The organism is Photobacterium sanctipauli (assembly GCF_003026495.1).
Classification (GTDB): Bacteria; Pseudomonadota; Gammaproteobacteria; order Enterobacterales; family Vibrionaceae; genus Photobacterium; species Photobacterium sanctipauli.
The window spans coordinates 48,997-60,867 of sequence record NZ_PYMA01000021.1 but is presented as its reverse complement, the minus strand read 5'-3'; the positions used below and the strand labels follow the sequence as shown (position 1 = coordinate 60,867).

Sequence of the window (11,871 nt, the reverse complement as noted above, 5' to 3'; positions counted from 1 at the left end):
CTAATTTCCAACACCGACGCTGGAAAATCAGCCATTTTAACGCCCCAGCTCACCGGGGCATAAAAGCTACTCTAGGCCGAGAATACGCTTCACCGGCTTAAAGCTCTTGCGGTGCTGCTCAATGGCACCGTGCTCGGCCAGGGCTTCAAAGTGCGCCTTGGTTGGGTACCCTTTGTGCTTGGCGAAGCCGTATTGCGGGAATTGTGCATCCAGCACTTCCATTTCACGGTCGCGCGTTACCTTGGCCAAGATTGACGCGGCACTGATCTCGGCAACCCGCAAGTCCCCTTTCACCACCGACTGCGCAGCCATCGGCAATTCAGGGGTTTTGTTACCGTCAACCAGCACGAAATCCGGCGTCACCGACAAACCGGCAACAGCACGCTGCATCGCGACCATGGTTGCCTGCAAAATATTAAGCTGGTCAATTTCTTCCGGCTCGCAGCGGCCAAGCGACCAAGCCAGCGCCTTCTCTTTGATTTCATCAAACAGCAGGTTACGCTTTTTCTCGGTCAGCTTTTTCGAATCGGTCAGCCCCTCAATCGGGTTGTTCGGATCTAAGATCACGGCTGCGGTTACCACCGCACCCACCAAAGGCCCGCGGCCTACTTCATCGACACCCGCAATACAATTGGCTTGCGGGTACTCAAACGGTTCTAATTCTTTGCTCATGTTACTTATCAATCAATTGCAGGACTGCCGCAGCCGCCTTCTGATCAGCATTACACTTAATCAACTGGTGCAGGCGATGAAACTCGGCCATTAGCTCAGCATTATCGGCAGCCAGAAAACGGTTTACTTCTGCGGCTAATTTTTCCGGGGTGCACTCTTCTTGCAGCAATTCAGGCACCAGCTCCCGATCGGCAAGGATATTCGCCAACGACACGTACTTAGTCTTCAGCATTTTCTTCGCCAACCACGCCGTCAGCGGCTTCACCTTGTAGCCGACCACCATAGGGCGCTTAACCAGCATACATTCCAGTGCCACCGTCCCCGACGCCAGCAATACCGCATCGGCAGCGATCATCACGTTACGTGCCGTATCGTCCACCAGCTCAAAGTCCAGTTCCGGTGCCGTTTCCTGCCAAGCTCGCTCAAATTGTTCGCGCCGCTTCTGATTCACCAGCGCCACCACAAAACCTAAATCCGGGTGTTGTTGCTTGAGAAGCTTGCAAGTTTCAATGAACGGCGGAGCCAACAACTCCATCTCGCCGCCACGGCTGCCCGGTAGCACGGCAAGCCAGCGCTTGTCCTGCGCCAGTCCCAGCAGCTCACGCGCTGCCGCCTGATCGGTTTCCATCGGGATGGCATCCGCCATGGTATGGCCGATAAACTCGCAAGGCACATTGAACTTGTCGTAAAACGCTTTCTCGAACGGCAAAAAGGCCAACACTAAATTGGTCGCCGCCTCAATCTTGAAAATACGCTTTTGACGCCAAGCCCATACCGACGGGCTGACATAATGAACGGTCTTGATCCCTTTCAGCTTCAAGTCGCGCTCAAGGCGCAAGTTGAAATCGGGCGCATCAATCCCCACAAAGACATCCGGCGGGTTATCCGTGAAGTACTGAACCAGCTCAGCCTTGACCTTGAACAGGCGCGGCAAGCGACCGAGTACCTCGACAATGCCCATGACCGCCAGCTCTTCCATGTCAAACAAGGTTTGGCAACCTTCAGCCTGCATGCGCGGGCCGGCAATACCGACAAACTCGGCATCCGGGTATTGTTCACGCACCGCCTTCATAAAGCCGGCACCTAAAATATCGCCGGAGATTTCCCCGGCGACAATTCCTATTCGAAGTGGCTTCGTCATAATTAGCGAATAATACCGCGCTCTGTATTGTTCAATGCATCAAGAAGCAAACCCACAGACGGCCATTCCTCAGCCATCTCGGCCAATACCGGCTTCACTTCTTCCATGGTTTTGCCCGAACGGTAGATTTCCTTGTAGGCACGGCGCAGGGCATGAAGCTCTTTCTTCTCAAAGCCGTTGCGCTGCAGGCCAACCAAGTTCAACCCGTACGGTGTTGCGTGGTTACCCTGGGCCAAGACATAAGGAGGCACATCCTGAACAACCGCAGAGCAGCCGCCAACATAGCTGTAGGCACCGACAGTACAGAACGGGTGGATAGCAGAAAGCGCCATTACGCCCGCATAGTCAGCCACGGTGACGTGGCCGCCAAGGATAGAGTTGTTACCAATGTGGGTGTGGTCACCCACAACAACATCGTGGGCAATGTGGGCATTAACACACAATAGGTTGTCGTTACCTACGATGGTCACACCCTTATCCTGCACGGTACCACGGTGGATCTGTACGCTCTCGCGGATCACGTTGCGGTCACCAATTTCAAGGCGGGTTGGCTCACCGTTGTACTTCTTATCCTGGCACTCTTCGCCAACGATGGCGTAAGGGAAGATACGGTTATCTTTGCCGATCACCGTCGGACCCTTGATCACCACGTGAGACATCACCTCGGTACCTTCGCCAATCTCAACATCGCTGCCGATATAGGTGAATGGACCAACGGTGACGTTCGCGCCAATCGTGACACCCTCTTCAATCACTGCCGATGGGTGAATTTTTGCAGTTTCGTGGATCATTAAAATTCTCGTCTCGCACACTTCAGCTCAGCTGAACAAACCACTGCACCATCTACTTTTGCTACACCATTAAACATAGCAATACCACGGCGCTCTTTCAGGTATTCCACTTCGATGATCAGCTGATCGCCAGGGCCTACCGGTTTGCGGAATTTGGCGTTATCAATGCTGGCAAAGTAGTACAGCTCATTTTCCGCCGGCGCGCCGAAGGTTTTGAATGCCAACAGGCCGGTTGCCTGCGCCATTGCTTCTAGGATCATAACACCCGGAAATACCGGCATTTTCGGGAAGTGGCCAGTAAACTGAGGCTCGTTAACCGACACGTTCTTGATAGCAGTCAGCGTTTTGCCTTCTTCGTAGTTGGTCACACGGTCGATCATTAGGAACGGGTAACGGTGTGGAAGAAGCTCTTGAATTTCCGTGATATTCAGCGTTTTATTTTCGCTAGTCAAAACTGAATTCCTGTTTAGTAATTTAGTATAAATGAACAGTTGAATTGAAGGCGGCCCACCTCATGCAGGCCGGGGTTGCAAACCGGAGGCGTTACTCGCCCTTTTCTTCCAGTTGCTTTTCAACTGCTTTGAGACGCTTGTTCATCTCATCGATCTTCATGGTACGTGCCGCAGTCTTACGCCACTCTCGGTTCGGCTGAAGCGGAATACCCGATGAGTACATCCCTTTTTCTTCGATGCTGCGCATCACCATGCCCATACCGGTAATGGTGACACCATCTGCAATTTCAATGTGGCCGTTAAGTACCGATGCACCACCAATAATACAGTATTTACCGATTTTGGTACTGCCAGCGACAATAGTACCACCCGCCATAGCCGTGCCATATCCGATCTGAACGTTGTGGGCAATTTGCATCTGGTTATCGAGGATCACGTTGTCTTCAATGACCGTGTCATCAAGGGCACCACGGTCAATGGTAGTACAGGCACCGATTTCAACACGGTTACCAATTCGCACCGTGCCCAATTGTGGGATCTTCACCCACTCGCCTTTTTCATTGGCATAACCGAAACCATCGGCACCGATCACCGTGCTTGATTGAACCAAGCACTGCTCGCCAAGCACAACACTGTGGTAAATCGTCACGTTGGCCCAAAGCTTGGTGCCCGCACCGATTTTTGCGTTTTTACCAACAAAGCAACCCGCGCCAATTTGCGCGTTGTCGCCAATTTGAGCACCCGACTCAATCACGGCGTTATGGCCAACGGCCACGCCTTCACCAATCACGGCATCGTCTGCAATGTAGGCCGACGGTGCGATATCCGACGCAGCAGCGGGGGTGGTATCCAATAGCTGGGCAACTCGCGCGTAACCCACATACGGTTCAGCCATAATCAAGGCATTGCCTGAGAAGTACTCTGCATCACCGTCCTTAAGCATAACAGCTGATGCCTGGCAATCAGCAAGGTGCTTACGGTATTTACTGCTCGACAAGAAGGTGATTTGCCCCTCGCCAGCTTGATCCATCCCTGCAATAGATTCAATAACAACATTGCCATCGCCGCGAAGCTCGGCATCCAGTTGCGCTGCTAAATCAGCGAGAGTAATTCCTGCCATTCGTAACCTTTCGTTATTAATATTCTGTTGGTGCTTTTCTGCCTACCGATGGGCAATACCAATCTGGATAAGCAGTTGTACACAACATCGTTGAGCAAATACTTATCTCGGTTAGTATTTATAACCTACGCGGCTTGGCGTGGCTATATGGTAAGACCAGTGAATAAAAGCCCTAAATAAAACAAGTCGAAAGACAGTAGTGTACCAAAGTACCCACTATACTTTCGACTCATGATTAGGGGCTCTCGCCCCTATAATTGCCTAATGTGTTAACCACCGCTTACTTAACGGCAGAAATCACTTTCGAAGATAGGTCATCTTGCGGGTTGGCATGCAGTACCGCGTTCGCATCAATCACCATATCGTAGCCTTCACGCTTCGCCACGTCTTGGATTGCTTGACGGATTTTCTGAACTAGCTTCTGCTCTTCTTCCGCACCGCGACGACGCTGGTCTTCTTGCAGCGCTTGCGCCTTCAGTTTGTAATCAGACTCAAGTGACTGCATTTCACGCTGTAGCTTAGTGCGCTCGCTTGAGCTCATTAGCTCGCCATCACGCTTCATTTTGTCTACTTTGGTCTTCATGCGGCTTTCAATACCACGCAGCTCATCGATGCGATCTTTGAACTCACCACGAAGTTTCTCAGCAACACCGTAGCGCTGTGCCAGTTGTTGCATCGCCTGTGCAGTCGCCACATAACCAACTTTCTGTGCGGCTTCGGCTGCTTGGGCATACATAGATGAAGAAAGAATAACCAGGCCAAGACCAGCCGCTTTAATCCACTGTTTCACAGGGTATCTCCTTAAAAAATTTAGAATGTTCGACCAATGGTGAAAGTAAAGAACTCTTCATCGTCACCCTCGTATTTCTTGATTGGCTTCGCAACCGAGAATACAAGAGGTCCCATTGGTGACATCCACTGCAATGCGGCACCATAAGACGCACGAATCAAAGATGGGTCGGAATAATCATGGATGTACTTACCATCATTATCTTTCAGATCATATTCCGTGTCCCACACTGTACCAGCGTCAACAAACACACTGGTACGGATTTGGTTGCGAACCTCGTCAGACGCGAACGGCGTCGGGACGATCAGTTCCATACTGGCCAACGCAACGGCGTTACCACCGGCTGCATCATCAGAGCCTTGCAAGCAAGGGTTGTTACCGCTGTTACCACCACCGCTTGAACAGCCTTCGGTATAGATGGCTTTCGGGCCTACCGTATTCGAGCGGAAACCACGTAGCGTAGTAAAGCCACCGGCGTAGTAGTTCTCGTAGAATGGCAACAACTGGTCGCTACCGTTATCGGTTGTACCGTAGCCATTACCATAACCTAAGCGACCGCGTAGCAATAAGCTGTAGCCGTGATCTTCGGTTAGCGGGAAGTACTGGCGTACATCGTACTGCACCTTGAAGTACTGGGCATCCGATCCTGGGATCGTCATACGGTATGATGCACGCTGGTGGTTACCCGCCGTTGGGAAGTAGCCACGGTTCAAGTTGTTGCGCGTCCATGATACCGACCAGTCAAAGTCATCAAGTTCAATCACGTTGTCACCGCGGTTGAAGCCGTGGATCGCCTTGAACTTCTCGATCTGGTAGTACTCTTGGGTATTCGAGATCTTGTTGTGGTCGTAGCCCACACCGAATTCGAAGAAGTTCAGCTCATCGAACGGGAAACCCCAGGTCAGGCTGGCACCGTAACTTTCGTTGGTATAGTCGGAAATGTTCGCGTCAGAGGCTTCAAACTCGTTGTAGTAAATCTTACCGCCCAAACTGATACCATCGAGCGTGAAGTACGGATCGCGGTACTCCAGGCTAACGTTCTTCTGGTAATCGTTCATCATGGCATTGATACCAAAACGGTTACCGGTACCAAGGAAGTTATCCTGCTGGATACCCGCCTGGAAACTGATCCCCGACTCCGTACCGTAACCGATACCAAAGTTAATGTTACCGGCATTCGCTTCTTTTACCGTGTACTTAACATCAACCTGATCATCAGAACCCGGCACTCGAACCGTCTGAACATCGACCGTTTCGAAGAAGCCAGTACGGCTCAGACGCTCTTTACCACGCTCAACAGAGCGCGAGTTCAGCCAGCTGCCTTCCATCTGGCGCATTTCACGGCGCAGGACTTCATCTTTGGTTGAGGTGTTACCGGTGAAATCAATATTGCGCACATAAATACGCTTGCCGGGCTCGACATTGATAATCAAAGCGACTTGCTGGTTATCGTCGTCGAAATCAGGGATAGTGTTCACTTGCGGGTAGGCATAGCCCAGCTCACCCAACTTGCGCTTCAAGGCTTCTTCCACAGCGGTAACTTCCGCACCGTTATAGACATCACCCGACGAAACCGCCACTAAGCTTTCCAGCTCAGAGCTCTTGCCTACCAAGTCACCGCGAAGCTGCACATCCTTGATTGAGTACTGCTCACCTTCATCGACTTTCAGGGTGATATAAACCCCTTTCTTGTCTGGCGAGATAGCAACCTGGGTCGCATCAAGCTTGTACTTCAAGTAACCATTGTTGAGGTATAGCGAGCGCAGGGTTTCCAAATCGCCAGCCAGTACCTGCTTTTGGTACTTTTTATCGGCCAGGAAGTTCCACCACGCCACTTCGGCTTGCAAGTTAAACTTGCTGCGCAACTCATCATCGGAGAACACTTCGTTACCGATGAAGTTAATTTGCTGGATCTCGGCAGACACGCCTTCCGTAAACACAAACTTCAAGTCTGCACGGTTACGCGGTAGTGGTGTCACCACCGCCTGTACCGACGCGTTGTATTTACCCACGCTGTAGTAGAAGTCTTCCAGTCCCTTCTCGATTTTACTTAACGTTGTTCTATCAAGGGATTCACCAACTCGAACACGGGAAGCGTCCAAATTTTCGGTTAACTGCTCTTCTTTAATCGCTTTGTTGCCGGAGAAGGTAATGCTGGCAATCGTTGGGCGCTCCAGCACCTTCACCAATAAGGCATTACCATCGCGGTAAACTTTAATGTCCTCAAAGTTGCCCGATGCAAACAGGGATTGGATCATCTCCGCCACATCGCGCTCGCCAACATTGTCGCCAACCCTAACAGGCATGGTCAGCAATGCCGCACCAAGAGTTACACGCTGTAGGCCTTCAAAGCGGATATCTTCAACTACAAATTGATCCGCACTATACGCAACACTGCTGCTAAACAGGAGTGATGCGATCAACAGTTTTTTCATCGCCATTACTGTTCTGATTATTCCTTGCTAAAACGCTCTTTTTAAAGGCGGGTAAAGTCATTGAAAAGCGCAACCGCCATCAACGCAACCAAAATGGCTGAGCCCACTCTATAACCTATATCCTGAACACGTTCAGAAACAGGACGACGTGTTACCGCCTCGATGGCAAAGAACATCAAGTGTCCCCCATCCAATACCGGCAGCGGTAACAAATTAACTATGCCCAAGTTGACGCTGATTAACGCCAGGAAGCCAAGGAAGTAGACGATGCCGTAGTCGGCTGTCATCCCTGCCCCTTTCGCAATCGAAATCGGGCCACTCAGGTTCTTCATTGCGACATCGCCGGTCACCAACTTGGTCACCATATCGAAGGTCAATGTCACGAGTTGCCACGTTTTTTCCGTGGCCTTGCCGATGGCCTCGATAGGGCCAAACTGCAAGTTGATACGGTATGACTCCGGCCAAGGTTCAACCTTTGGCGCAAACCCTGCGTACCCAATCATTTCACCACCAGGGCCTTCTTTCGCCCCAGGGGTTAACGCCAAGGCTGTCAACTCCCCCTCTCGCATCACCTCTAGTGCTAAAGGTTGCTCAGGGTGAGAGCGAACAGCTTCAACCACCTGCTGCCATTGGGTGACAGTTTCACCGTTGATTGAGACAATTTCGTCATTTAAACGTAAACCGGCATCAATTGCTGCCCCGCCGTCCACAAGTTGTGAAATAGTCAGGGTAATTTCAGGTGAATATGGTGTAATACCCAACGTCGTCAGGACGCGGTCACTTTCCGGGTCGAATGACCATGCCGACAAATCTAAAGTGCGCTGGCTTTCATACCCGCCTTCAGCGTCTGCCACAGTCAAAACCATCTCTTTATCACCGATATGGGAAATCATCGCCAAATTAACGGATTCCCAATCAGCGGTTTTGATTCCTGAAATAGATTTTAGTTCCATCCCAGATTCAATTCCTGCCTGCGCCGCAATAGATTGCGGAGCCACTTCGCCAATCACCGGGCGAACCGCCGGTACGCCAATCAGGTACACAACCCAGTAGGCGAAAATCGCAAACACGAAGTTGGCCAGCGGGCCGGCCGCCACAATGGCGCTACGCTGCCACAGTTTTTTGTTGTTAAACGCCATATGGCGCTTGTCGGCAGGTACTTCCTCAACACGCTCATCAAGCATCTTGACGTAGCCGCCGAGCGGGATCATCGCAAGGGTATACTCGGTGCCATCTTTGCCCACCTTGCGCCACAACGATTTCCCGAAACCGATTGAAAAACGCTCAACAAAAACACCACAACGGCGTGCAACCCAAAAGTGGCCGTACTCATGTACTGCTATCAGTATCCCAAGAGCGAGTAAAAATGCACCTAGGTTCCACAAAATACCTATCATATCTATACCTTACGAATAACGTCCTTCGCTAAGTTGCGAGCTATTCTATCCAGCTCAATCACACTTTCCAAGTCGGCTGGCTCGCGCATTGGGGCTTGCTCTAGCACCTGTTGGTTGATCCGCGCAATATCGGTAAAGCCGATTTGGCGCGCTAAAAAGGCCGCCACAGCCACTTCGTTGGCGGCATTGAGTGCCGTTGTTGCTGCTTGCCCGGCATAACATGCATCGATGGCAAGTTTCAGGCATGGGTAGCGGGCAAAGTCTGGCTTAAGGAAAGTAAACTCGCCTACCTGGCTAAAATCAAGCGGGGCAACACCGGCATCTACTCTTTCAGGATAGGACATTGCGCAGGCAATCGGGGTTCTCATATCCGGCAATCCCATTTGTGCCAGCACAGAGCCATCCTTGTATTGCACCATCGAGTGAATCACCGACTGCGGGTGAATAATCACGTCCATTTGCTCGCGGGAGGCATTAAATAGCCATCGCGCCTCAATATACTCCAACCCTTTGTTCATCATGGTCGCAGAGTCAACCGAGATTTTCGGCCCCATCGACCAGTTCGGGTGGGCAATGGCCATTTCTGGTGTGACGGCGTCAAGCTCCGCGACATCGGTATAACGGAAAGGGCCGCCAGAGCCTGTCAGCAAGATTTTACTCACGCCGGCCGACTCAAGGTCGCAGTAACCCATCTTGCGCTGGATCTCCGCTGGTAGGCTCTGGAAAATGGCATTGTGCTCACTGTCCACCGGCAACAGTTCAGCCCCGTATTCGCGGCAAGCATCAATGAACATCTGCCCCGACATCACCAGCGCTTCCTTGTTGGCCAGCAGAATGCGCTTTCCAGCCTTGACGCCTGCCATTGTCGGCAATAGGCCAGCAGCCCCAACAATCGCAGCCATCACAGTGTCGACCTCGTCCAGCGCAGCAACCTGGCACATGCCAGCCTCGCCAGCCAGCACCTCTGTCGCGATATTATGCTGCTTTAATTGTGTCGCCAATTCACGCGCTGCAGACTCTGATGCCATCGCCGCATACTTTGGACGCCACTGCATACACAGCTCGAACATTTTCTGGCTATTGCTACCCGCAGCCAGAGCAACAACATCAAATAAATCGGGGTTTTGAGCGGCCACGGCAAGTGTACTGCTACCAATAGAACCCGTTGCACCAAGAATCGTTAACTTACGCATATTATCACTTAACAACACAAAAACTCGTTTGGCATATTGAGCATGGCACTCCCAATGAACACAGACAAGTCTGTTCGACGTCTGAAGCGTTCACTGGGAGCACGTTAGAAAGGCTTATATCAACCAAAGATACAGTAAGGCAAATACAGGAAGGGCGGCGGTTAGGCTATCAATGCGGTCTAAGATACCGCCGTGGCCTGGTAAGATACTTCCGCTATCTTTAATTCCGGAAACACGCTTGAACATACTTTCAACAAGATCGCCCAGTACCGATGCCACCACGGTTACCACAGCAATCAATAGCAGGCTACCCAGGCTGACAAACGGGATGTCCATCAGGGCGGCACCGCCCCATGTCACCAATACCGCCAGCAAAGCGCCACCAGCCAGGCCTTCGATCGTCTTATTCGGGCTCACTGCAGGGGCCATCTTGTGCTTACCGAAGCGCTTACCGGAGAAGTACGCACCAGTATCTGCCGCCCAAACCAAGAAACAAACCAGCATCACCAGTTTAGCACCGTGATACGGCGATTCGAGGTAGTTAACGGCGCGCAGCATCAGCACGCTCCAGAAGAAAGGAAGCAGGGTCAGCAAACCAAAAAGGTATTTCAAAGGGATAGATGTTGACCATAGTTTGGCACTGCGCGGATAGCTGATAGCCAGCGCCGAGGCAACGGCCCACCAAATACCGCCAATCAGCAGTACGGCTTGGTGCGATGACGCTAGCATTGATAGCGTTGTTGCGTCGGTCGGCATCAAAGCGATTGAAGCCCCAAGAACCAAGGTCGGAAGCACCATCGCGGCAACACGCGACTTCGCTTCAACAAATTGTGTCCACTCCCAGAAGCCAATCAGGGTAATACCTGCTAGCGCGGCAACAAAAGCAGGAAAAGGAAGAAGAAAAATTCCTGCAATAACTAGGGGAGCGAGGATGACTGCGGTAATAATACGTTGCTTAAGCAAACTGCGTCCTCTCAATATTATTTTTTGATGGCTGGAGCCATAGCCCAACCTAATGTTGCCTACCTGGCAACCAGTAAAAAAGGCATCACAACCTAATGTCAGATGCCCTAAAGATAAAATCGTAACCCGACACGCGGTGCCATCGCTACTTATTGCTCAAGTAAAGCTTGTACTTGCTCACCGGTGCAGCCGAAGCGGCGCTCTCGGTTCACAAACCATGCTACGGCGTTGGCCATGCTGGCTTCATCGAAGTCAGGCCAATGCTGCTCCGTGAAGTACAACTCAGCATAAGCGGTTTGCCATAGCATAAAATTACTGATGCGGCATTCGCCACTGGTACGGATCAGCAAATCAACCTCAGGCAACCCTGCCGTTGATAGGCCATCGGCGAGCATATCTTCAGTGATATCCTCAGCAGTCAATCCGCCGTGAGCCACTTGGTGTGCCAAGCGTTTTGCAGCCTGAAGAATATCCCACTGACCACCGTAGTTGGCGGCAACATTCAATACCATACCAGTATTGTTTTCCGTCAACGCCTCAGCTTCGGCAATTTTACGTTGCAAACGCTCACTAAACCTTGTGGTATCACCAATAATGCGCAGGCGAATATTGTTCTTATGAAGTCGCTTCACTTCACGGCCCAATACCGTAATGAAGAGCTCCATTAACAAAGACACTTCGTCTTCAGGGCGGCGCCAGTTTTCACTACTGAAAGCGAAAAGCGTCACAACCTTGATACCAAGGCGGTTTGCTGTCGAGACAGTTTTACGTACGGCTTCTACGCCAGCCTTATGGCCAAACACTCGAGCCTTGCCTCTCGCCTTCGCCCAGCGGCCGTTTCCATCCATTATGACGGCAACGTGCTTAGGCAAACTATCAGCAAAGAGTGCAGTATCGATTGTATGCTCTGCCATACA

General features: G+C 51.4%; 11 protein-coding genes. All 11 read right to left on the bottom strand.

Annotated features, from left to right (window positions below):
- Window positions 1-66: 66 nt before the first annotated feature.
- The 11 genes from rnhB to C9I98_RS23095 all read right to left on the bottom strand — a co-directional run bounded on the left by rnhB (window position 67) and on the right by C9I98_RS23095 (window position 11,868).
- On the bottom strand, window positions 67-672 hold the full coding sequence (gene rnhB, locus C9I98_RS23145) for a ribonuclease HII (protein WP_036822063.1): 606 nt from the start codon (window positions 670-672) through the stop codon (window positions 67-69).
- Between the two features lies 1 nt (window position 673).
- Window positions 674-1,813 (bottom strand): lipid-A-disaccharide synthase, encoded by a 1,140-nt coding sequence (gene lpxB, locus C9I98_RS23140; protein WP_107272531.1) that lies wholly within the window; start codon window positions 1,811-1,813, stop codon window positions 674-676.
- A gap of 2 nt (window positions 1,814-1,815) precedes the next feature.
- A complete protein-coding gene (lpxA, locus tag C9I98_RS23135) occupies window positions 1,816-2,604 on the bottom strand; it encodes an acyl-ACP--UDP-N-acetylglucosamine O-acyltransferase (protein ID WP_036820755.1) in 789 nt (262 codons plus the stop codon).
- A complete protein-coding gene (fabZ, locus tag C9I98_RS23130; protein WP_036820752.1) occupies window positions 2,604-3,056 on the bottom strand; it encodes a 3-hydroxyacyl-ACP dehydratase FabZ in 453 nt (150 codons plus the stop codon). The genes lpxA and fabZ overlap by 1 nt, the downstream gene beginning before the upstream one ends.
- 91 nt (window positions 3,057-3,147) lie before the next feature.
- Window positions 3,148-4,176: a UDP-3-O-(3-hydroxymyristoyl)glucosamine N-acyltransferase gene (lpxD, locus tag C9I98_RS23125; RefSeq protein ID WP_036820749.1), complete on the bottom strand. Its 1,029-nt coding sequence runs from the start codon at window positions 4,174-4,176 to the stop codon at window positions 3,148-3,150.
- Window positions 4,177-4,456: 280 nt separating this feature from the next.
- Window positions 4,457-4,966 (bottom strand): OmpH family outer membrane protein, encoded by a 510-nt coding sequence (locus C9I98_RS23120; RefSeq protein WP_036820746.1) that lies wholly within the window; start codon window positions 4,964-4,966, stop codon window positions 4,457-4,459.
- A 20-nt stretch (window positions 4,967-4,986) separates the two neighbouring features.
- On the bottom strand, window positions 4,987-7,407 hold the full coding sequence (gene bamA / locus C9I98_RS23115; protein WP_107272530.1) for an outer membrane protein assembly factor BamA: 2,421 nt from the start codon (window positions 7,405-7,407) through the stop codon (window positions 4,987-4,989).
- 35 nt (window positions 7,408-7,442) lie between these two features.
- Window positions 7,443-8,798 (bottom strand): sigma E protease regulator RseP, encoded by a 1,356-nt coding sequence (gene rseP, locus C9I98_RS23110; protein ID WP_036817160.1) that lies wholly within the window; start codon window positions 8,796-8,798, stop codon window positions 7,443-7,445.
- Between the two features lie 2 nt (window positions 8,799-8,800).
- The gene (gene ispC / locus C9I98_RS23105; protein WP_036817162.1) at window positions 8,801-9,991 is read right to left on the bottom strand and encodes a 1-deoxy-D-xylulose-5-phosphate reductoisomerase; all 1,191 of its coding nucleotides are present in this window, start codon (window positions 9,989-9,991) and stop codon (window positions 8,801-8,803) included.
- Between the two features lie 114 nt (window positions 9,992-10,105).
- Window positions 10,106-10,954, bottom strand: coding sequence for a phosphatidate cytidylyltransferase (locus C9I98_RS23100; RefSeq protein ID WP_036817165.1), 849 nt, complete (start codon window positions 10,952-10,954; stop codon window positions 10,106-10,108).
- A gap of 149 nt (window positions 10,955-11,103) precedes the next feature.
- The gene (locus C9I98_RS23095) at window positions 11,104-11,868 is read right to left on the bottom strand and encodes an undecaprenyl pyrophosphate synthase (protein WP_036817167.1); all 765 of its coding nucleotides are present in this window, start codon (window positions 11,866-11,868) and stop codon (window positions 11,104-11,106) included.
- Window positions 11,869-11,871: the final 3 nt, after the last annotated feature.

Excerpts from the sequence above, each read along its gene's own strand:
- rnhB (WP_036822063.1), bottom strand. The coding sequence starts at position 672 with ATGAGCAAAGAATTAGAACCGTTTGAGTACCCGCAAGCCAATTGTATT.
- lpxB (WP_107272531.1), bottom strand. The coding sequence starts at position 1,813 with ATGACGAAGCCACTTCGAATAGGAATTGTCGCCGGGGAAATCTCCGGC.
- lpxA (WP_036820755.1), bottom strand. The coding sequence starts at position 2,604 with ATGATCCACGAAACTGCAAAAATTCACCCATCGGCAGTGATTGAAGAG.
- lpxD (WP_036820749.1), bottom strand. The coding sequence starts at position 4,176 with ATGGCAGGAATTACTCTCGCTGATTTAGCAGCGCAACTGGATGCCGAG.
- bamA (WP_107272530.1), bottom strand. The coding sequence starts at position 7,407 with ATGGCGATGAAAAAACTGTTGATCGCATCACTCCTGTTTAGCAGCAGT.
- rseP (WP_036817160.1), bottom strand. The coding sequence starts at position 8,798 with ATGATAGGTATTTTGTGGAACCTAGGTGCATTTTTACTCGCTCTTGGG.
- ispC (WP_036817162.1), bottom strand. The coding sequence starts at position 9,991 with ATGCGTAAGTTAACGATTCTTGGTGCAACGGGTTCTATTGGTAGCAGT.
- C9I98_RS23095 (WP_036817167.1), bottom strand. The coding sequence starts at position 11,868 with ATGGCAGAGCATACAATCGATACTGCACTCTTTGCTGATAGTTTGCCT.